The following is a 21,194-nucleotide window of genomic DNA, read 5'->3' as shown; positions in this document are numbered from 1 at the left end:
CACCCTTCTGCTTTCGATGTCAGCAATCAGCGGTCAACAGTCATCAATTAGCGGTCAGCGCGAAATTCAACCGACTTATATAACTAATGACTAATGACTAATGAATAATGACTAATGTGGTGTGTGGATTGCCCAAAAAAGTGAACAAAAATGCGTTTATCTGCTGTATTGGTGGCAGTTTTTACTGCCTCAGCAACATTCGGGTTATCAAATTCGGCAAGTGGCCAAACATCCTACTCTGAATCAGCAGAGGAAGCTTTGGCTGCCGTTCCGCCTGCCCCGTCGATCGAATTACCCGATCGCCCCATTCCAGAATTAACCCAAAATCCTCCTCAAAACCGCAAAGCCTCTAAAACCGGCAAAGCCGAAGCCCTAAAAATAGCGGAGGCCCCTGCCAGAGGAGAGGACGACCGCAAACCCCCAGAGCGATTCACAGACACGCCCTCCCCGGTTTCGCCTTCCTTGCTTCAACTCAAACCCGAGCTAGCAGCCAACCCCTCCCCCGCCTCTAGCAGCCAAAACGCCCTGCCCGAGGCGCCGCTGGGCAGCCCGCTCCCCCCCGAGGAATCGGCTGTAACGCCCGCCTGGATCGCAGCAGAGCTAGGGAAACCAGAGGAATCAGGGGCGATCGCTCAAAACGCCCAAGTTACCCCCAGACCGGCCCCGACCAGACCGCCGACTAACACCGTTCCCCCATTACCCCCTGGCCCAGCACCGCAGCCCAGACAAACCCCCGCACCCGCCGGGGCGGCAGAACCGCAAGTGCTAGTTGCAGAAGTTACAGTCACCGGGGCGACGGACGACCTGGAAAGCGAAATTTACCGAGTCATCAGCACCCAACCGGGACGCACGACCAACCGCAGCCAACTGCAACAAGACATCAACGCCATTTTTGCCACAGGCTTTTTCAGAAACGTGCGGGCAGTACCGGAAGACACCCCGTTGGGCGTCCGGGTGACTTTTATTGTGCAGCCAAATCCGGTACTGCGGGGAGTGACAATCACCGGTCAGCAAGTGCTGCCCCAAAGCGTAATTGACGAAAGCTTCCGCGATCAATACGGCAAAATTCTCAACCTCCGCCGCTTTGAGGAGGGAGTGAAAAAAATTAATGCGTGGTATCAAGAGAACGGCTATGTTTTGGGCCAAATCACTGATGCCCCGCAAGTAGGAGACGATGGCACAGTCACCCTGGTAGTGGCAGAAGGCCAGATCGAATCCGTTGATGTCCGCTTCCTGAACAAGGAGGGAGAGGCAACAGATGCCACGGGTCAGCCGATCGGAGGCAACACCCGTCGCTTTGTCGTCACCCGCGAAGTAGAACTCAAGCCCGGAGACATCTTTAACCGCACCAAGGCGGAAAGAGATTTGAGACGGGTGTTTGGTTTGGGAATTTTTGAAGACGTGCGACTTGCCTTGGAACCGGGAACGACTGACCCCCGCAAGGCAAGGGTAATTGTCAACGTCATCGAGAAAAATACTGGTTCTCTGGCCGCTGGTGCGGGTTTGAGTTCCGCGACGGGTTTGTTCGGTACGGTGAGTTACCAGCAGCAAAACTTGGGCGGTAGGAACCAGAAATTGGGGGCTGAAGTACAAATCGGGGAACGCCAAACGCTGTTTGACCTGAGTTTTACTGACCCCTGGATTGCAGGCGATCCTTACCGGACTTCTTTCACCGCTAATGTTTTTAGAAGACGATCGATCAGCGTGATTTTTGACGGTGGCGAACGGGAAGTCAGATTGCCCAACGACGATCGACCCCGCGTCGTCCGCACCGGTGCCGGCATCAATTTCACCCGTCCGCTGTCGCGCAATCCTTTTGCCGATGCTGAGTGGACAGCTTCAGTCGGCTTGCAGTACCAGCGAGTCTCAATTACCGATCGCAAAGGCAGGCGCGAATCCCGGGACGAACTCGGCAACCAGTTGAGTTTTAGCGATTCGGGATCGGATGACTTGACAACACTGCAAGCAGGTGTTGTGCGCGATCGGCGCAACGACCCCCTCCGCCCCACTAGCGGTTCCCTGCTAAGGTTTGGGATGGAACAATCGATTCCTGTAGGTTCCGGCAGCATCCTGTTAAACCGCCTGCGGGCCAGCTACAGCTTTTACCTACCAGTCAAGTACACTAACTTTACCGCCGGCCCTCAAACCCTGGCATTCAGTTTTAGAGGCGGCACCGTATTCGGAGATTTGCCTCCCTACGAAGCCTTTGCCTTGGGCGGCGCCAACTCGGTGCGCGGGTACGCCGAAGGCGACCTCGGAGCCGGTCGCAGCTTCCTAGAAGCCAGCGTTGAGTACCGTTTCCCGATTATTTCGTTTATCGGCGGAGCGCTATTTTTGGATGCTGGCACCGACTTTGGCACGGGCAAAGATGTCCCGGGCGACCCTGCCGGTATCCGCGGAAAGCCGGGTAGCGGTTACGGTTACGGCCTCGGCGTGCGGGTTCAATCTCCTTTAGGACCGATCCGGATCGATTACGGTATCAACGACACTGGCGACAATCAAATTCACTTTGGGATTGGTGAGCGATTCTAATTAACGAAGAGTCAGTAGTTAGCAGTCATTAGTTATTAGTTATGAGTAATTGGTAATTGCTAATTGCTAATTGCTAATTGCTAATTAGTAAGCTACGCCTCGGCGCACCCTACAAATCATGTCTAAGGTGCGCGACCAGGCGCACCCTACTGTTAACTTCCCTCTTCCCTCTTCCTTCTTCCCTCTTCCTTCTTCCTTCTTTCCTCTTCCCTCTTCCCTCTTCCAAATGACTCAACGTACCTTAAAATCTGAATTTGAACTGTCGGGAATCGGTTTGCACAGCGGCGAACAAACTCGCGTCCGAGTTTTGCCTGCTGCGGTTGGGGAAGGCCGCTATTTTGTCAGAATTGACTTGCCTGGTGCTCCGATAATTCCTGCAAAAATTGAGGCGGTTTGCCAGACTGCACTTTCAACTGAACTGGCAGGTATCGATGCTCAAATTCGCACTGTAGAGCATTTATTAGCCGCTTTGGCGGGGATGGGAGCGGATAATGCTCGAATAGAGGTTGATGGGCCGGAAGTGCCTCTGCTGGACGGTTCGGCTGTGGTTTGGGTAGAGGCGATCGCCCATACCGGCTTAGTTCCTCAAGAATCGAAGCAAGACCCCACTTCCTCCTTCGTCCTAGAACAGCCAATTTGGGTGCGTCACGGGGATGCTTTTGCAGCGGCTTTACCCTCAGCCGAAACTCGATTTAGTTACGGAATTGATTTTGAGGAACAGGCGATCGGCAATCAATGGTACAGTTGGTCGCCAGAGGCAGAAAGTTTTGCTAGCGCGATCGCCCCAGCCCGCACTTTTGGACTTGCTCGCCAAGTTGACCAATTGCGACAAGCAGGTTTGATCAAAGGTGGTACCCTAGAGAACGCCCTAGTTTGCGATCGATCCGGGTGGCTCAACCCGCCTTTGAGATTTACAAACGAACCGGTGCGCCATAAAATCCTAGACTTAGTAGGCGACCTCAGTCTGCTCGGAACTTGGCCAAAAGCTCACTACTTGGCTTACAAAGCCAGTCACAATCTGCACGTCCAACTCGCCCAAGCCCTGAAATCGGAAGCTCTAGCTACGCTAGATAAAAGTTAGGAAAAAACACGTGCTCTGTTAAGATTGCATATTCCTTCTGCCATACTACACTCAAAAGTCTTCAAGCAATGTCCACGCTGACTGAAGTTAACACCCTCAATACTGCGAATTCTGAATCCGTTCCCACTGAAAACGGTGAGGATTCTCCAGCGGTTAAATCTACTTTTACTCTCGAAGAAATTCAGAAATTCTTGCCTCATCGCTATCCTTTTGCACTGGTTGACAAGATTGTTGATTACGTGCCGTCGAAGAAGGCTATAGGAATTAAAAATGTGACTTTCAACGAACCACATTTTCAAGGGCATTTTCCCGGACGGCCAATTATGCCTGGGGTATTAATTGTTGAAGCTATGGCTCAAGTTGGCGGTATTGTTCTCGCTCAGTTGCCCGACATCAAGCAAGGATTGTGGATGTTTACCGGAATCGATCAAGTGAAGTTCCGTCGTCAGGTTGTACCGGGCGATCAGTTGCGGATGACTGTAGAATTGCTGTGGGTAAAACGCCACCGCTTCGCAAAAATGCAGGCTCTGGCTGAAGTAGACGGACAAAAAGTTTGTGAAGGAGAATTGACGTTTTCGATGGTAGATTAAATTGGGGAAGTGGTGAGGGCTTGCGGGTAATTGTGACTTGTGAGTTTTGAATTTAAATTAAAACTGCTAAGTGTTCGTCGGAACGACGCCATCTTAAAATTTCTAAAATTCCCTCTTCCTTCTTCCGTCTTCTGTCAACATCCATCCGTTAAATCCGTTCAATCCCTTACACTGCACTTAGCCGAACTTCCTTCCCACTTACCAGCAAAAAAATTGACAAATGCTTACTTTGATTCACCCAACTGCTGTGATTCATCCCGGCGCTGAACTTCACCCGACTGTACAAGTGGGAGCTTATGCTGTAATTGGGGAAAGAGTGAAAATCGGGCCGGATACTAAGATTGGCGCTCATGCAATTATCGACGGGCTAACAGAAATAGGCGCTCGCAATCAAATTTTCCCCGGTGCGGCGATTGGTTTGGAACCTCAAGATTTGAAATACGAGGGTTCTCCGACTAGGGTGAAAATTGGCGACAGCAATCAAATTCGGGAATACGTGACAATTAACCGCGCTACGGGAGCCGGGGAAAGCACGACAATTGGCAATCATAATCTATTGATGGCTTATGTTCATGTGGGACACAATTGCGCGATCGCCGATCGAGTAATTATCGCCAATGCTGTAGCCTTAGCCGGACACGTTAAAATCGAGTCTCAAGCCCGCTTGAGCGGTGTTTTGGGCGTTCATCAGTTTGTCCACATCGGCCGCTTGTCTATGGTGGGGGGCTTGAGCAGAATCGATCGAGACGTACCTCCTTATATGCTAGTCGAAGGTAATCCTTCGAGAGTGCGAGCAATCAACAAAGTCGGTCTCCAACGCGCTGGTTTGACAGAAGAAGATTTGCTAGTTTTGAAGAAAACTTTTCGTATTTTATACCATTCTGGCTACACTCTCAATCAAGCTTTGGAACAGTTGGATTTGTTACCAGAAAACGCCCACTTGCAGCACCTGCGGAGATTTGTGCAGCAGTCTATAACCAAAGGGCGGCGCGGTTTGATTCCTGGCAAAAAGTAAATGAGGTAGAATAAACCTATTGTTTGTAGTAAGGACTTTAGTCCTTATTAGCTAAAAGTCGCGTCAGATAGGACTGCAGTCCTCACTACAAACCTATGAGCAGTTAGCTGTAGGGTGTGTCAGTTTCAAGCCTTGACGCAGCTAAAAAAGTTTTGCTCCGGGGCACCTTACTGATGATATCGAGGATTTTATGAAAATTTTTATCAGCACTGGTGAGGTTTCTGGCGATTTGCAAGGAGCTTTGTTAGTTGCAGCCTTAAAACGTCACGCTGTCGCCGCTGGTTTTGATCTCGAAATAACCGGATTGGGCGGTCCTCGTATGGCAGAAGCTGGGGCTACTATTTTAGGCGATACTGTGGGCATTGGTTCTATGGGTCTGATAGAATCAGTGCCGTATATCTGGCCAACGATTAAAGTTCAGCAAAAAGCTAAACAATATCTCAAAAACTTCCGCCCCGATGCTGTTGTATTGATTGATTATTTGACTCCAAATCTCGGTATTGGCAGCTACATCCGCCGCTGTTTGCCGGATTTGCCGGTGGTTTGGTACATCGCACCTCAAGAATGGGTTTGGTCGATTTCTCGTCGCAATACCGATCTGATTGTCAATATTAGCGACCAACTTTTGGCAATTTTCCCCGAAGAAGCTTGTTATTATCGAAAAAAAGGAGCCCAAGTGAGTTGGGTTGGTCATCCTTTGGTGGATAGAATGCAATCTGCGCCCAGCCGGGAAGTTGCCCGCAAAACTTTGGGAATTGGGCCGGAACAGGTGTCGATCGCCCTAATTCCCGCTTCCAGACACCAAGAACTCAAGTACCTGATGCCGGTTATATTTGAGGCAGCTCAAATTATTCAAGCTAAATTGCCGGAAGTTCATTTTTTGATTCCGCTTGCTAACAAAGCTTTCCACAGCAAAATCGAAAAAGCGATCGAGAATTACGGTTTGCGGGCTACTTTGTTAGAAAATCAAACTCTGGAAATCTTGGCGGCTGCCGATCTGGCGATCGCTAAATCTGGTACTGTTAATCTGGAGCTAGCTTTGCTCGACGTTCCGCAAGTTGTCGTCTATCGCGTCAGTCCGATTACGGCGATTATTGCTCGCCACGTGCTGAAATTTTCGATTCCTTTTATGTCTCCGCCCAATTTGGTGCAAATGAAGCCGATCGTCCCGGAGTTGCTGCAATACGAGGCGACTGCGGAAAATATAGTGAACCACGCACTGGAATTGCTGCAAAATGCCGATCGACGCCAGCAAATCAAAGCGGGTTATCGGGAAATGCGCGAAAGTCTCGGAGATGTGGGTGTGTGCGATCGGGCCGCTGCGGAAATAATGAAAAACGTCAAATTAAATACAGCTTCTTAAAGCAATTTTGGTATTGAAAGGTTATGTATAAACCCGGTTTCTTTGTAGATGGCTCCTTGACAAACCCCAGATTTCTTGCCAGAAACGCGGTTAATTTCCTTAATTTCTATTAAAGCAACTTTGTTATTGAAATGTTATGCCAAGCAATCGGAAAAAGCGACCGATCGCTGTTGATTTATTTGCAGGCGCGGGCGGCATGACCCTGGGCTTTGAACAAGCAGGTTTTGATGTACTTGCCTCAGTCGAAATTGACCCAATTCACTGCGCCACACACCAGTTTAATTTCCCGCTGTGTTCTATTCTGTGCAAAGATGTCGCACAGCTTACGGGTTCGGAAATTAGGAAAAAATCGGCGATCGGGCGGCGCGAGATAGACGTAGTAATCAGCGGTTCGCCCTGTCAAGGATTCTCGATGATGGGCAAGCGCGATGTGGACGACCCGCGAAATTCTCTAATTTTTCACTTTAAACGCTTAGTTTTGGAGCTAAAACCCAAGTTTTTCGTAATGGAAAATGTTCCGGGAATTGCGTCAGGAGAACACAAAGAACTCCTGAATATTTTAATTAGCTCTTTCCTGGAAGCAGGCTATCAAGTAGAAGAAAACTATCAAGTTCTCAACGCGGTTCACTACGGAGTACCGCAAGCTCGCAAACGCTTGTTTTTGATTGGCTGCAAAAAAGATTATGAGCTGCCAAAATACCCTCAGCCAACTACTATACTGCCGAAAGTTAAAATTCCTAAACGCTATAAAAAAGTTAATTTACCTGCTGTCCCGACAGTTTGGGATGCGATTGGAGATTTGCCGGAAGTGGAAAAGTACAGCGAGTTGCTGCACCGAGATTGGGTGATGGCGGAGTACGGAAAGTGCAGCGCTTATGCGAGTATAATGCGCGGAATTGATGGTTTGGATGATGATTATTCCTACGCTCGCGAGTACGATCGGCAAATTCTTTCTTGTAGTTTGCGAACTCAACACTCTCTGGAATGTATAGAAAGGTTTCATGCTGCTAAACACGGCGAAAAAGAGCCGATCAGCCGTTTTTATAAGCTTCATCCCCAGGGAGTTTGCAACACTCTCAGGGCTGGAACCGACCGGGCTAGGGGGGCTTATACTTCGCCGAGACCGATTCACCCGAGCACCCCTCGGTGCATTACTGTCAGGGAAGCTGCGCGACTGCATTCCTATCCTGACTGGTTTAGATTTCACGTTACAAAATGGCACGGTTTTCGCCAAGTCGGAAATTCTGTACCGCCGCTACTGGCGAAAGCTGTAGCAGCGCAGATTATTAGCGCTTTGGGCGTGACAGCAATTAAGCCGAGTCTCAAACTGACCTGGGGAGATGATTCGTTGCTTAAACTGAATTGGTCGGAAGCAGAACAATATTATCTAAAAAGTTAAGAGTTAGATTTAATTATCTCTAACGGGGAATTGGTGAGTAGTAATTGGAAATTGGAAATTGGTAATTGCTAATTGGTAAACAAGTAGTGGTTTTTGCCTGTCATCTCCTTCTACAGACCGGGTTAGATCAAATTGCATAATTACTTATAGCAATCCTCGCATCATTTGTGAATTTCTTACTCCGGAGCGAGGGGATTCGGGGAGGGTTGGGGTGGGGTAAAAAATTTACGACTCCTGCAAGGATTGCTATATGCAGGACTACCCTTAATTAAGCCCGGGCTATCGTCCCCTGTATCAGTGGACACACATTGATGACCCGCAGGAGATGTCCCGGGTAGTTAAACAAACCGGGAATGTATTCCGGCGCGTTGTGCAGTTTTTTTAAGGTGACAGTGGGGGAACTGCTTCGACTATGCCTCTGCTATCCAAGGCGGAGCGATCGTCCTATACATCAAATAGCAACATCAATATCTAGATACCATTTAAGATTTTAGATTGTGAAAGTCTCCCGATAAAACATTTTGATAAATTTCGCTGAGTTTTGCAACAATTACGAGTCTTTTGGAATTCTAGAGCTATCGTGTAAAAAGTGTATTTTCAGGAGACTCAACTAATATGGGTTGGTTTAAAAGACTGTTCGGACTCGAAAAGCCTGAAGCCCCGGCTGAACCGATGGCACAAGTAGTACAGCAAGCAGCGCAAGCGCAATCCATCGCTCCTGCTAAAGTCGGCCCAGACGGAAATTTTGACGACAGCGGCCTCGCGAAGCGGGTCGCTTTAGCTTTTGACGGCGATCCAGAAGTTGCTGATATCGAGACTGTTTATGTAGCTCAGCTCAGCAGCACGGTTGTTCTCAAAGGTCAAGTTCCCAGTCAGGAAATTCTCGACAAGTTGGTGGCGATCGCCTCTGCTGAAGAAGGCGCCACAGACGTGCAAACCGATCAGGTGACAGTTGGCTAGTTCTTCGGAACCGAAGCAGTTTCGCTCCGGATGCTGCTCGAATTAGTCAAAAACTCGATTAAACCCGCTGCGGCGGGTTTTTTCTTGCCCTCTGGCCCTCAAAATATTAATTTTTGTAAATTTAACCGATTTATCTTAAAAAACAGTATAATTGAATACAGAAACTAAAAAAGTTTTAGCAAAGAAAACCCAAGCTGGCCTGACTGCCCTTTTTATCTCCATAAATATAAGGATCAAAAATATGAAACTCACTTATCGCGGCGTCAACTACGAGTACGACATTCCGACAGTCGATATGATCGAAGGCGAAGTAGCGGGCAAATACCGGGGCCAAGACTGGAACTATCGGTATCCGAGACACATTCCCGGCCCAAATAAATACGGCGGCACAAACTATACTACAAAGCGAGATTCTCAAGGTGGCGATCGCGATAGCGCAGCAGTTCGCACCCCAGGGACGGTTGAATCTTACCCAACTGTTGTGGAAGTGGCGCAAATCCACCAAGCGAATATTTGCAATATTCTCGATCGTAGAAAGCAAGCAGCCAAAGCCAATGGCGATGAAAGACTGCTGCGCTTGCTAGAAATTGAGTCGAGACAGATGGTCTGTTAGAGAAAAAGCTTCAGAAAACAAAGCGTTTGTCCAGAGGGGGGAAATCGAGTTAAGCTCAATTTCCCCCTTTTGATGCTGTTTGTGCGATCGACTTCTCCTTTCCCCACAGCGCGCACGGCGATGTATTATTTATTTAGTTGCCCCTTAATTTTCAAACAAAACTTTATAAATTCTTGAAAACTAAGTAAGTGATCTGAATTTGCCTCAATTCTCGCTATCAGTTGTTTAAGGTAATATTCTTCTTGTACTTCCCTCGGTTTAGATTTATGGTAAGAAAAACTCTTGTTTGACGCAGAACTACGCTCTTTGAAAATTTCTCTAAGATAACCTTCATGAAACAGAGCTTTTGTTTTATATCCAAAAATATCCTTTGTATTTTCTTCATCTTGCACAAATTCACCAGCTAAGTCTTCGGGATTACTTTTGCTTACATCAAAATATTCGATGTATTGTGTCAAAGTTGGATTATTTTGTGGATGTCTGACAAAGAAATTCCTATTGCCTAAAAACCAAGTTTCAATACAAACTTTCTGGACAATAATTTCTAGTTGGCAATTTCCCGGTAATGTTTTAAAAGGTTTATCTTGTAATTCTAACTTAATTTGCTCATCAGCTTCCGCTTTTTTTTCTGCAACTGTAAAACGGTCTGCATCTGTAAATAGTACCAAGTAATTATATTTAGGAAAAGCGTTAATGTCTTGGATAGCATTAGCAGCAACTCTGTAGCAACTAGGAACGCCCATATCACTTACGTAATAATAGTTATTCTGATTTACAGCATCAAAACTATCCACTTCTGTCAATTCTGGAAGAAGTACAGATAACCACTTCTTATAAACAATCGGTTCTGTCTTCCCTTCAAATACAAAATAGAAGTTCATACTATGATTGTTTTTCGAGAATTTTGGTTAATTGAATAAATGCGTCTTGTTTAGATTTACCCAAATGATAATCTGAGGCATTACAAATTCTAATATGTCCGCCCTGTCGAGTCACAATTTTCCAATATTCATACGGAATATTATTGATAATGTAAGGGTGATGGCTTGTAGCAATAAATTGTAAGGTTTTATTTTCGTGAATCAGGTCATCAGTCAAGATGTCAATACAATTTATGCCTAAACTATTTTCAAATTCATCAATCAATATTACCGAACCTTCATTTGCCAGAAAAATTTCGGCTATATGAATAATTGTACGCAACATCCCCGAAGACATCCTCTCTTCTATAATCCATTTTTGTACAGATTTCTCTTTTATAGAAATACCAGGCTGAATTGTCTCAGCAATTGCTTTAGGGAAGATGTCAGTTTTATAAGGCTCAACTTTTATATCTCCGATTTTTGGAAAAATGTCAATAAATCTTGACTTTATTTTTTCATAAATATCTAACTTGTTTTCATAAGTCAGATATAGTTTAGTTCTAATATCCTCATCACTATTTACTATGCTGTCTAAGGTTTTGTATTTATTTTTGAGCGAGTGCAAAGATTGGTTTGAGCTTATTATAAAACGCCGACCGTGTATTGTTTTTGTATGATCGCGATATTCTATTTTATTTAGAGCATCAAAGGCTTCTTTAATTACCGTTTCTTCTTTCAAAATATATATCATTGATTGATGCGAAGAAAGTTTAGGCATTGAGCTACCTTTATACCTAATTTCTTTCAAATCTCGCTCAATTAAAACCTGATTGTTTGAGGTCAATTTTTCATAAATTAAGGAAGATTTTTCTCGCTCATCTTGTTTTTCTTTTTCATCATCCTCAAAACTTAGTTCATTTTTTTCAACAGTATCAAAACCACCTTCCCAAATAAATTCAGTACCGGTTACCGTAGAAAATAGGATTTTCCATTCAAACCCATTTATAGCTGTTCCATTTGCAATACGTCTTAAATCGATAATTGCACGCAGGATTTGGGTTTTGCCTGCACCTGATACACCTACTAAAAGGGTTAAGTTTGATGAAAAGTTAATTTCATCAAAATCCCACTCCCAAAAATTATTGTTGAGTCTAAGTGAAATAATCTTCATAATTTAAAATGGTTTTTATTGTTCATATGACCCAACGTATTTGCATTTTTGCAATCGAGTAATATTCGGGATAATTCTAAGCTCTACACTTTATTTATAAACCATTAAGAAGCCTTGTGTCAATACCGACTTTGGGAGACGCACTCCTGAAAAAGAAACCGGGTTTTTCACGAGGGTTCAAGGCTCAAATGCAGTAATTTCGTAAAAAACCCGGTTTCTGATTATCACCATCACCCCTTGACACAAACCACCTGCTTCAAAGTCGCCACAATTTCCACCAAATCCGACTGCTGACTCATCACCTCATCAATTGGCTTATAAGCCCCCGGAATTTCATCTAAAAATTCCTTATCTTTGCGGCACTCAACCCCCTCAGTCTGCCGCACAAAATCATCGAGAGTAAATACATTCTTCGCTTGATTTCGAGACATCAAACGCCCCGCACCGTGACTGCAACTACAGTAACTCTCAGCATTTCCCTTCCCTTTAACAATGAAAGATTTCGCCCCCATCGAACCCGGAATAATCCCGTAATCCTCTACATCTGCGCGCACAGCCCCCTTGCGAGTCACATACACATCTTCGCCAAAATGCACCTCTTTTTCCGCGTAATTATGGTGGCAATTCACCTCTAATAACGGCTTAACAGATTTGCCGCCCGCGACGTGCCTTTCCACAATTCGCTTAAACCGATTCATCATCACATCGCGATTAAAACGAGCATAATCTTGCGCCCACTGCAAATCGTGCCAGTAAGCGGCAAACTCCCGCGTACCCGCTACAAAATAAGCCAAATCTTGATCGGCGAGACTAATTTCTGCCAGTTTAGCTAAATGTTTAGCAGTCTCGATGTGCTGCTGTGCGAGCAAATTCCCAATGCCGCGAGAACCGGAATGCAGCATCAGCCAAACAAAGTTTTCACTATCAACGCAAACCTCAATAAAATGATTGCCGCCCCCGAGGGAACCCATTTGTTTTAAGGCTTTATTGTTTTGGTGCTGCACGCCTTGATGAAGTTTCTTAAACTCGCCCCATCCCTGCCAGTTGGTGACAGTTTTTTCTACTTCCTTGTTTTCCGCAAATCCCACGGGAATTGCGGCTTCGATATCGAGGCGAATTTGTTTGAGTTTGCCTTCTAATTTGTTGGCTGTGAAAGGCATTTTAATAGCAGCCATCCCGCAACCAATATCAACCCCCACAGCAGCCGGAATAATCGCTTCTTTTGTGGCAATTACTGAACCGACTAAAGCACCTTTTCCTAAATGTACATCGGGCATTAGTGCGACGTGTTTGAATACAAAGGGCAAAGATGCTACGTTGGCGGTCATCTTGGTTTCTTTTTCGCCCAGGGCGTGATTGGCCCAAGATAGCACGGGTTTTGGGGTTGATATGTCTAATTTTTCGTAGGGCATTTTTGTTTAAGTTGGTTTTGCCAGTTTGTTATGTAGTATTATTGTAATATAAAAACTTTCGGATGTCAAAAACACTAATTCTGGTAGGGTGTGTCAGTCGGGAATTTATTTTGGGAGTCATAAAATGTTTACTGACGCACCTTACCCACTAATTCTTGGGGCGTCAACTTGACATCAAATGCAGTACCGATATTGTTTGTAAGTCCGACAGTCCGACAGGGAATGAATTCCCTGTCTCATAGCTAAAGTCCTCTGAAAGAGGACTGAAATAGATCGTATTTTCCATCAAAATCTACAGTCGGTTAAAACCGACTTTCGCTTTGAGGCAGGGGTTTAAACCCCTGCGGGATTGCGTCGAAGGGCGTAAAAAGCTGACACTATATTTTACAAATTCGGAGTCTTTCTCCCCGCTTTCTGCACAGGAATAGCAACTGTCTGCGGCTTCTTCGCTGCAAAAATCCCAAAGAAGTCGTGCAGCAAAATATAGAAACACGGAATAATAAACAGCGTCAGCAGCGTCGCCAGCGACAAACCGGAAAACACCACCACTCCCAGCGGTTGCAAGAATTCCGAACCTTCTCCAATCCCCAAAGCTAGGGGAAATAAACCCAAAACTGTGGTAATAGTTGTCATCAAAATCGGTCGCAAGCGCTGAGGTGCTGCCCTGAGAATTGCTGTTGTGCGATCGACCTTTTCCTCTTCCAGAATTTGGTTCGCCAACTCGATCATAATGATGCCGTTATTCACCACAATTCCCACGAGCAAAATTGCACCGATCATCACCGTCGCACCGATCGCAGTTTTGGTCACATAAAGCCCGAATACTCCCGCCGCCAACGCCAGAGGCACTGTCAGCAAAATCACCAGCGGGTCAACCAGGGAATTGTACTGCACCGCCATCGCTACAAACACTAAAAAAGTCGCCAATCCCCCCAAAAGCTTGAGAGAAGTTTGCAATTGTTCATTAGTTTCAGCAGCCGAACTCGGCAGAATTCTTACTCCTCGTGGCAACTTCAGTTCTGATAAAACTGCATCGACTTGCTGGACAGCATCGCCGAGACTTGCACCCTTATTCAAGTTTCCGACAACTAAGAAAACTTGCCGTTGATTGAGACGCTGAATTTCTGCAGGCGCTTTGCCGATCGTAATATTAGCCACGTCGCTTAAACGGATGATGCTATTATTACCAGATAACGGAATTTGTCCGAGTTGAGCAATAGATTTTACAGAAGTGCGATCGAACTGCACCCGCACATCTATTAATCGGTTTCCCCGCTGCAACTGAGTGGGAACAGCACCTTCAATTGCTGTCTGAATTGTCTCCCCAATATCTTGGGCTGTCAGCCCGTACACAGCGGCCCTTTCCCAGTCTGGACGAATTTGTACCTCTGACTGCGGCGCGTCTGCCTCCGGCCGAAACCGGGCTAATTTTACCTTCTCATCTAATTCTTTTAATATCTGACGGCCGGCTTCCTGCAATGATTGTTCAGTTTCCCCCTGAACCACGACATCAATTTCGCCACCCCGCACGGGAGAATTAGTTAAAACTAAACCCCTAATCGATTCTGGAACTAGCCGCAGACGAGTTCCTTTAGGAAGGTCAAGTTTTTTAAATTCCTCAGTCATTTTTTCCGTAAAATCGGTGGTATTCGTACCTGGTTTTAGCGTAATTGTGCTGCTTCCCCTGAGCAAATTTTCCACCGTATTGTTGCCGAAAAGCAGCCCCCCTGCTGTAGTTAAAGTGTAGTCTGTTTCTGGCTGTGCGAGCAGAAGTTTATCGGCTGCAGCAATCACTTTTTGATTGGTTTCCAAGTTAGTCCCCGGAGGAAACGAAGCAAATAATCGGGCTTGACTTGTATTAACTCTCGGCAAAATTTCTTGGGGAATTTGACCCGCCATCAGCCAAGTGCCACCGCCTAAAATCACAAAAGCTACTGCAATGATAATTAACCGTAAACTCAGAACTTTTGACAGCATCGAACCGTAAGCCCGCGTACCGTTCTCAAAGCCGCGGTTGAAATGTTTTATCGGCCCGAACTGACTGATACCGCTGGAATAAGACATTCCCATCAGGCGAGAAGTCAGCATCGGCACTACCGTTAAAGCTACTAGCAGAGATGCTGCTACTGCAAAGCTAATTGTCAAAATTAATTCGTTAAATAGCAGAGAAAAGAAGCCGCCTATCAGCAAAAATGGAAGCACTGATACTAAGTTGGCTGCTGTGGAAGCAACCATTGCTGATTCTACTTCTTCACTCCGCAATACCGACTCTTCTATTGTGCGTTCTTTTCGATCTTTGATTCTGCCTTTTTTCAGATGAGGGTTGCTGTCTAGACCGACTACAATATTTTCTAAAATAACTACGCTGGTGTCGATCGCCTGACCGATACCTAACGCTAAACCGCCTAAACTAAACAAATTCAGCGACAAGCCGAACAGCCGCATTAAAATAATGGCTGCTAGAGTACACAGGGGAATAGTCAGAGAAATAATCAGCGTTTGTCTGAGAGAACCTAAAAAGAACAAAACTGCGACCGCAGCCAACACTGCACCTGAAACTCCCGCATTCGCCACATCCGCTAAGGAATTGCGGATAAATCGGGATTCGTCTAAGGTAGTAACTACGGTCATGTCTGCAGAAATTAAGCCGGACTCCTGCATTTCTTTGATGCGATTTTTCACTCCGTCTACAACAGTAATGGTGTTGGCGTCCGGCTGTTTCAAGATGCTAATTTTAACGGCAGGTTTTTGATTGAGGAAAACTTTGACTCGCTGTTCTTCCGTGCCGTCATTGACTTGGGCAAAATCGCGCAGGTAAACTCGTTTTGGGGGGTTGGAACCGGATACTTGAAAGGAAAGATTGGCGATTTCAGAGGCTGTTCTAAAGCGACCGATTGTGCGCGTCAGCGGTTCGTTAGATTCTTGCCGCAGGCGACCACCGGAAGTGTCTAAATTGCGATCGCGCAAAGCATTAAAAACGTCATTAAGATTAACTCCTAAACTTTGCAGCCGGTTCAGGTCAATATTAACTTGAATTTCTTCTTGAACGCCGCCGGAAACGTCAACCGAAGCTACTCCTGGAATAACGTTAATTTCCCTGGCTAATTCGTCATCGGCAAATACCCGCAAATCTACCCCTTGTCGCGAGTCTGAAGTTAGGGCAAATTCGTACACCGGCTGTTGAGAAGGGTCAAATTTAAACAGACTGGGCGATTCAACTGTATCGGGAAGTCGGTTGCGAATTCGGTTGACGGAGGCTGTAGCGTCGTTGAGGGCTTGGTTGATGTCGCCCCCTGGCCTGAAAAATAAATCGACGCTGACTTGTCCTTCGCGGGTGCGGGAAAAAACTTGCGTGACTCCTTCTGTCGCTGAAAGTCCTTGTTCGAGGGGGCGGGTAATTTCGTCAACTGCAACTTCTGGCGAGACTCCGGGGGCGTCTAAGCGCACGCTGATGCGGGGATAGGTGATGGAGGGCAGCAAGTCAACGGGCAGTTGGGTGATGTAGAAAATGCCCACGACTATAATCGCAAGTGTCAGCATGAGGGTGCCGATGTGGCGGCGAATGGCGGTCGCGCTAATGCTGAATCCGGGTTTATCGGCGGTCATTTGATTTTAGATTTTAGATTTTAGGTTAAAAAATTGAAAAGTTTACCCAGTCAGTCAGCCTGCAAAGGAATGAATCGCAGGGCTGGCGACCAAATTGTTTTCGGTCAGGCTTTATTTTGTATAGGGAGTGAGAGAATATTTACGCTCCGCACCTGACAAGTAGTATAATAAATTTTAATAAATTGTCAAAAATGTTTTTTATAATATTCCTTTAGAGGTAGTCGATCGCCCAAAACGCAGATTGACATAAGTTGCGAGGGGCTTTTAAATCTCTGTAAGTTATCGCAATCAGGAACAGGCAAGATGCCTGTTCCACAAGAAAGTTTATTTGTTGTGGAACAGGCATCTTGCCTGTTCCTAAAGTCTTCTTCCTTGTTCTCTCTTTCTTCTTTTACTGTACTTGAGAGCCGTGGGCGCGGGGGTCGGAGCTACTTGTTTTCACAGGCCCTGTGGGGGGAGTAAAATTAGAAACTTGACCGCCAGCTTGGACGTGTGGCAGAGGTTTTCCTGCTATTAAAGCTTCTAAGTTAGCTTCCATAATACTGCGCGGCATTTCGCCCATCGTTTCCGCAACGGGGCTGCCTTTATCGTTCAAATAGACAAAGTGCGGAATGCCGTCTACTCTATATTTGGTGATTTCTGGCAGCCATTTGTCATTGTCTACATTCAGCATCACAAAATTCATCGGTTCGGCGTATTTCTGTTTGATTTCGCTCAGATCGTTAGCCATTGCCTGACAGCTACCGCACCAATTAGCATAAAATTCCATGAGTGTCGGTTTGCCGTTGATCAAAGCTGTTTCTAATGGCGTTGAAGCTTTTGCCATATCGGTGAGACTGCTTGATGGCGTTTGGGTTTGCAGCCCTAAGAAGATAGATACTGAAAGGGCGATCGCGGCTAACACGATCAATAAGTTTCTGAGCCGCGTGGCGACTTTTGTTTCGGGATTCTTAGCAGCCGGAGAAACAGTTGAGTTGGGCGAATTCTGGGTCATAAAATAAATTGCCGTTTTATTTCTATGTTTTTATTTTAAATAGATTCAGATTATACCACATTTTGAGATAATCAGACCCATATCATAAAAAATTTGGATAAAGGCAGTAATTAGACCAAGTGCGCTAAAACATAAGATAACTAAGATTGTTTGTAAATTATCGAGGACTTGCAGGGTGAAAAAACGGGTAACACTGACGTTTCCCCAACGATCGATCCAAATGCCTGTCACCTATCGACTGGCAAAGGATTTTAATGTTGCAGCCAACATTATCCGTGCTCAGGTGGCTCCCAATCAAGTGGGCAAACTGGTGCTAGAGTTATCAGGGGACATCGACCAACTAGAAGCGGCGATCGACTGGATGCGATCGCAAAACATCGGCGTTTCCCTAGCCAGCCGGGAAATACTGATAGACGAAGATATCTGCGTTCACTGCGGTTTGTGTACGGGGGTTTGCCCGACAGAAGCCTTGACCCTAGACCCAGAAAGCTTTAAACTAAGTTTTGCTCGATCGCGGTGTATCGTTTGCGAGCAGTGCATCCCTACCTGTCCGGTACAAGCTATTTCAACCAACCTCTAGCCCCTGTAAAAAGTCCTCTGGATCGTCATCTTTTTTTTGCCTGGTTCTCCTAATTGTGCCATTGGATGAAAAAAAACTCTTGGGTTTCCCTAACTCTACTTTTTGTTACTTATTTCACCTTTGGCTGGAAATTATCTGAGTTTGATGTTCCCCCGCACCTGACTTGGTTTTTAGCCATAGCTTCAATTTTAGTGTTCACTGTCGCCTTGTCGTTCCCTCTGAGAGACATAAAAGCCTTAATTATGCGGTGGTTTTCTAGTGATCTCGGTGCTTTTCTTTCTATTATTGTAGGAGCTTTGGTGGCAGTGGTAGTTTTTGCCTGGATGCACCTTTTTGCTACTTGTTTACTCTTGATTTCAGCCGGAGCTTTGGCAAGACTCGATATTCAAATATCTGGTTGGAAAAATTGGCGGGCTTTTGCGGTATTAGCTAGCATTTCTTTAACAGGTGTGGGGCTGGGTGGAGCGATCGAGTTTTGGTCAAAAACAGGCAGGCTCGTATTCTCTTAATGAGAAACGGGAAATTCATCCAACCAAATTCTATAACTCGCAACGGATAATTAGCCGAAAACTATCAGATCGCCCATCAATAAATACAGCTTATTTTTTTTCAATCCCCCACCCCCGGATTAAGACCTCGTTCCGCGCCGTAATCAGAGCAGTTTTCAAGCCGGGTGAGGTACAGCATCTCAATTGCCGATTCCCCGCTGGTTGTTACCAATGCCCAATTCCCAACTACCCATTCCCCATTACCAATTACCAATTACCGACGAACCGGGAGTGGAACTGAAAACCGCTATGGCAGTATTGAGGTGTAGCCACTGTTGCTCAAAATGTTATTCCCAAGAGTCCGCAAGTCGGGCAGCCAAAAACTCGATCGCAATAAAAAAGCAGCTTTTGAGAGCTGCTAGTCAGAATGCATGAGGTATTGTTTTTAGAATAGGACAGGTTGAATTCGAGCGGTGCTGGGTTACATTTTTTGATACCGGAAAATTGATGAGTGAATGGACGATCGTAAAATCGTCACATGGGACGATAGCATTGATGCTAAATTTCCCGACAATCAAGTTAGCGTTTAACTGTCCTTGCGCCCTACAGCCCTTCAGCGGTGGGGCCCTTTTATTTTTAGGGAGAACTCAATAGGCGACCTTAACGCATCAGATGAGTCTGCCATTAGTTCTTGTATAAAATCTCCGCATCGCCACATCCTCATAGTTATAAAAGTTACGCCTCACATCCACTCAAACCCGGTGGATTGCAAAATATTGGGTGGTTAAACGGACACACTCAGACAAAAACCAGTATTTTCACCGAAGTCATACCCTTTTAGATTTTAGATTTTGTTAGATTTTGGGAATTACTGATCAAGCTGGTGGTTTGGAGCTTGTGTAGAGTTGCATTATTTTTGGGAACTAATACCACAAGTCCTGAGAAACCTGTTATTTTCTGAGAAACCGGGTTTATGAATGTATCAATTGAGATCGGACCCGGTTTCTGATTTGATAACTTTTTGGATTTCCTCGATCGCCCTAGTCGCCACTGCTTCAGGCCTTTCGCCCACACCAGCAAAGACTCGGACATCTGCTTGAGTGTAAAAACGCTCTCGCTCTTTCAAAAGGCTTTGCAGCTTAGATTTGATCTCGCCCTCCTGCAGTAGGGGTCGAGCGGTGTCCGAACGCAGTCGATCGTAAAGTTGATCTACAGGCACATCCAGCCAAACCACTACACCGTAGTGCAAGTAACCCCAATTCATCGATCGGGCCACAATGCCGCCGCCCGTAGCCACAACCGAATTTTGATAAGCAGACAATTCGCCGAGCACTTTAGTTTCTAGTTCCCGAAAAGCCTCTTCCCCCTCTTGAGCGAAAATCTCAGCAATTGACTGATTAGCAACTCGAACAATTAGTTCATCAGTATCAAAAAAACGGTATTTTAATTTTCTTGCCAAAATCCGCCCCACCGTTGTTTTTCCCGCACCCATCATCCCGACGAGATAAATATTTACTCCCCTCAACCCATCCACTGCCAAATCCTCCAATATTTTTCTATTTTTTTAGGTTAATAGATCCGCCACTGGCGCGATCGTCGTCATCAAACTCATCACCCTCATCCAATCCCCAATCATCCTCTGCTTCTGCAAGAGGATTTATTGGTGCTTCATCAGCGGGTTTAGGAATCTCCCCTCCCGGAGGAACCAGCACTCGATACTCCGCATCGTATACAGCCTCAGTTTGCCCCACCCCAGACTGGCTCGGATCTCGATAGCCGTAAGAATATACTGAGCCAGCCCAAGATTTGCTTTTCGGTTCCTGCTTAGCTTCGTAAGCCCTCGGATTTGCCGCTGGAACATCATTTACCTGCGGTCGATCGGGAAAATCGCGATCGTCCCCCCAATCGTCATCGCCGCCTTGAGAGCCGGATTTTGAGCCATCTGAGACCCAATCGTCCTCATCGTCTGCTGCTGCATAAGTCCCTGGTTGAGCGTAATCCGTCGCCCCATCCTGGTTCGGAGTTTCTTGCAGGAAAGTCCGGGAACTGTAACCGGCCGGCGTACCGTACTCAGTTCGGTAGGAACCAGCAGCCTGAGTTTGGCTATTTTCCCTATTCATATCCGGGTCAATTCCCTCTTTTCTAGGAGGGGGAGATGGCGTGTAAGGTGTTCTCCTGTCCTCTGGGAAAGTATCGGGACGGCTGCGACTGGAGCGGCCGGTGCGGTCTCTTATTACAGATAGGTAATTTGAAAAAGCCAGCAAACCAGAAATCAATAAAGATGTGAGAGCTCCCACCACCATGCTGAGCAGAATCCAGATAGATAAGGGCAAAGCAGGCGATCGAACTCCCAAAAACACCAGCGATAATGCTGGCTCCACATTTTGCAGGGCAAAAATAGTCAGCCCCACCACAATTACTAGCAAAAATACAGGTCGCATATTAAAAATATTGGTAATTGGTAATTGGTAATTGGGAATTGCTAATTTAAACTAACAAATCATCAATAACAAATAACAAACTGTCA

The 21,194-nt window shown here is 46.0% G+C and carries 17 protein-coding genes; 10 read left to right on the top strand and 7 right to left on the bottom strand.

The features are described 5' to 3' along the window. The first annotated feature begins 150 nt into the window (after window positions 1-150). From QUA71_RS01215 to QUA71_RS01180, 8 genes are all read left to right on the top strand, one after another. Window positions 151-2,532, top strand: coding sequence for a BamA/TamA family outer membrane protein (locus tag QUA71_RS01215; protein ID WP_333281208.1), 2,382 nt, complete (start codon window positions 151-153; stop codon window positions 2,530-2,532). A 226-nt stretch (window positions 2,533-2,758) separates the two neighbouring features. After that, window positions 2,759-3,613 carry a UDP-3-O-acyl-N-acetylglucosamine deacetylase gene (gene lpxC / locus QUA71_RS01210; protein WP_333281205.1) on the top strand — a complete coding sequence of 285 codons (855 nt, stop codon included), beginning with the start codon at window positions 2,759-2,761 and terminating at the stop codon, window positions 3,611-3,613. Between the two features lie 68 nt (window positions 3,614-3,681). Next, window positions 3,682-4,203: a 3-hydroxyacyl-ACP dehydratase FabZ gene (fabZ, locus tag QUA71_RS01205; RefSeq protein WP_333281202.1), complete on the top strand. Its 522-nt coding sequence runs from the start codon at window positions 3,682-3,684 to the stop codon at window positions 4,201-4,203. A gap of 220 nt (window positions 4,204-4,423) precedes the next feature. Next, window positions 4,424-5,218 (top strand): acyl-ACP--UDP-N-acetylglucosamine O-acyltransferase, encoded by a 795-nt coding sequence (gene lpxA / locus QUA71_RS01200; protein ID WP_190658339.1) that lies wholly within the window; start codon window positions 4,424-4,426, stop codon window positions 5,216-5,218. Between the two features lie 190 nt (window positions 5,219-5,408). Beyond that, window positions 5,409-6,581: a lipid-A-disaccharide synthase gene (lpxB, locus tag QUA71_RS01195; protein ID WP_333281199.1), complete on the top strand. Its 1,173-nt coding sequence runs from the start codon at window positions 5,409-5,411 to the stop codon at window positions 6,579-6,581. 136 nt (window positions 6,582-6,717) lie between these two features. Continuing rightward, the gene (locus tag QUA71_RS01190; RefSeq protein WP_333281197.1) at window positions 6,718-7,980 is read left to right on the top strand and encodes a DNA cytosine methyltransferase; all 1,263 of its coding nucleotides are present in this window, start codon (window positions 6,718-6,720) and stop codon (window positions 7,978-7,980) included. 615 nt (window positions 7,981-8,595) lie between these two features. Further along, window positions 8,596-8,940: a BON domain-containing protein gene (locus QUA71_RS01185; RefSeq protein ID WP_190737264.1), complete on the top strand. Its 345-nt coding sequence runs from the start codon at window positions 8,596-8,598 to the stop codon at window positions 8,938-8,940. Window positions 8,941-9,181: 241 nt separating this feature from the next. Continuing rightward, complete coding sequence (locus tag QUA71_RS01180) at window positions 9,182-9,553, top strand: DUF4278 domain-containing protein (protein WP_333281195.1); 372 nt, start codon at window positions 9,182-9,184, stop codon at window positions 9,551-9,553. A 125-nt stretch (window positions 9,554-9,678) separates the two neighbouring features. Here the strand turns inward: QUA71_RS01180 and QUA71_RS01175 are convergent, their stop codons facing one another. The 5 genes from QUA71_RS01175 to QUA71_RS01155 all read right to left on the bottom strand — a co-directional run bounded on the left by QUA71_RS01175 (window position 9,679) and on the right by QUA71_RS01155 (window position 17,599). Continuing rightward, entirely contained in the window at window positions 9,679-10,434 is a 756-nt protein-coding gene (locus tag QUA71_RS01175) for a hypothetical protein (RefSeq protein ID WP_333281192.1), read from the bottom strand. 1 nt (window position 10,435) lies between these two features. After that, a complete protein-coding gene (locus QUA71_RS01170) occupies window positions 10,436-11,587 on the bottom strand; it encodes an AAA family ATPase (protein ID WP_333281189.1) in 1,152 nt (383 codons plus the stop codon). Between the two features lie 230 nt (window positions 11,588-11,817). Beyond that, window positions 11,818-12,999 (bottom strand): RtcB family protein, encoded by a 1,182-nt coding sequence (locus QUA71_RS01165; RefSeq protein ID WP_333281186.1) that lies wholly within the window; start codon window positions 12,997-12,999, stop codon window positions 11,818-11,820. A 384-nt stretch (window positions 13,000-13,383) separates the two neighbouring features. Continuing rightward, a complete protein-coding gene (locus QUA71_RS01160) occupies window positions 13,384-16,605 on the bottom strand; it encodes an efflux RND transporter permease subunit (RefSeq protein ID WP_333281183.1) in 3,222 nt (1,073 codons plus the stop codon). Window positions 16,606-16,996: 391 nt separating this feature from the next. Beyond that, a complete protein-coding gene (locus QUA71_RS01155) occupies window positions 16,997-17,599 on the bottom strand; it encodes a thioredoxin family protein (protein WP_190737270.1) in 603 nt (200 codons plus the stop codon). Between the two features lie 175 nt (window positions 17,600-17,774). Here QUA71_RS01155 and QUA71_RS01150 point away from each other — a divergent pair, with 175 nt between their 5' ends. Then, window positions 17,775-18,179 carry an NIL domain-containing protein gene (locus tag QUA71_RS01150; protein ID WP_006635751.1) on the top strand — a complete coding sequence of 135 codons (405 nt, stop codon included), beginning with the start codon at window positions 17,775-17,777 and terminating at the stop codon, window positions 18,177-18,179. Between the two features lie 65 nt (window positions 18,180-18,244). Beyond that, window positions 18,245-18,688 (top strand): hypothetical protein, encoded by a 444-nt coding sequence (locus QUA71_RS01145; protein ID WP_333218034.1) that lies wholly within the window; start codon window positions 18,245-18,247, stop codon window positions 18,686-18,688. Window positions 18,689-19,649: 961 nt separating this feature from the next. On the opposite strand, the gene QUA71_RS01140 is transcribed toward QUA71_RS01145, so the two are convergent. Then, entirely contained in the window at window positions 19,650-20,201 is a 552-nt protein-coding gene (locus QUA71_RS01140) for a shikimate kinase (RefSeq protein ID WP_333281261.1), read from the bottom strand. Window positions 20,202-20,223: 22 nt separating this feature from the next. After that, complete coding sequence (locus tag QUA71_RS01135; protein WP_333281179.1) at window positions 20,224-21,108, bottom strand: LapA family protein; 885 nt, start codon at window positions 21,106-21,108, stop codon at window positions 20,224-20,226. Window positions 21,109-21,194 lie beyond the last annotated feature (86 nt).

The sequence above is a fragment of the Microcoleus sp. MON1_C5 genome (assembly GCF_036701875.1).
Classification (GTDB): Bacteria; Cyanobacteriota; Cyanobacteriia; order Cyanobacteriales; family Microcoleaceae; genus Microcoleus.
Note: the sequence above shows the minus strand (reverse complement) of the source record. Positions and strands in the feature narration are given on the sequence as shown.

Excerpts from the sequence above, each read along its gene's own strand:
- QUA71_RS01215 (WP_333281208.1), top strand. The coding sequence starts at position 151 with ATGCGTTTATCTGCTGTATTGGTGGCAGTTTTTACTGCCTCAGCAACA.
- lpxC (WP_333281205.1), top strand. The coding sequence starts at position 2,759 with ATGACTCAACGTACCTTAAAATCTGAATTTGAACTGTCGGGAATCGGT.
- fabZ (WP_333281202.1), top strand. The coding sequence starts at position 3,682 with ATGTCCACGCTGACTGAAGTTAACACCCTCAATACTGCGAATTCTGAA.
- lpxA (WP_190658339.1), top strand. The coding sequence starts at position 4,424 with ATGCTTACTTTGATTCACCCAACTGCTGTGATTCATCCCGGCGCTGAA.
- lpxB (WP_333281199.1), top strand. The coding sequence starts at position 5,409 with ATGAAAATTTTTATCAGCACTGGTGAGGTTTCTGGCGATTTGCAAGGA.
- QUA71_RS01190 (WP_333281197.1), top strand. The coding sequence starts at position 6,718 with ATGCCAAGCAATCGGAAAAAGCGACCGATCGCTGTTGATTTATTTGCA.
- QUA71_RS01185 (WP_190737264.1), top strand. The coding sequence starts at position 8,596 with ATGGGTTGGTTTAAAAGACTGTTCGGACTCGAAAAGCCTGAAGCCCCG.
- QUA71_RS01180 (WP_333281195.1), top strand. The coding sequence starts at position 9,182 with ATGAAACTCACTTATCGCGGCGTCAACTACGAGTACGACATTCCGACA.
- QUA71_RS01175 (WP_333281192.1), bottom strand. The coding sequence starts at position 10,434 with ATGAACTTCTATTTTGTATTTGAAGGGAAGACAGAACCGATTGTTTAT.
- QUA71_RS01170 (WP_333281189.1), bottom strand. The coding sequence starts at position 11,587 with ATGAAGATTATTTCACTTAGACTCAACAATAATTTTTGGGAGTGGGAT.
- QUA71_RS01165 (WP_333281186.1), bottom strand. The coding sequence starts at position 12,999 with ATGCCCTACGAAAAATTAGACATATCAACCCCAAAACCCGTGCTATCT.
- QUA71_RS01160 (WP_333281183.1), bottom strand. The coding sequence starts at position 16,605 with ATGACCGCCGATAAACCCGGATTCAGCATTAGCGCGACCGCCATTCGC.
- QUA71_RS01155 (WP_190737270.1), bottom strand. The coding sequence starts at position 17,599 with ATGACCCAGAATTCGCCCAACTCAACTGTTTCTCCGGCTGCTAAGAAT.
- QUA71_RS01145 (WP_333218034.1), top strand. The coding sequence starts at position 18,245 with ATGAAAAAAAACTCTTGGGTTTCCCTAACTCTACTTTTTGTTACTTAT.
- QUA71_RS01135 (WP_333281179.1), bottom strand. The coding sequence starts at position 21,108 with ATGCGACCTGTATTTTTGCTAGTAATTGTGGTGGGGCTGACTATTTTT.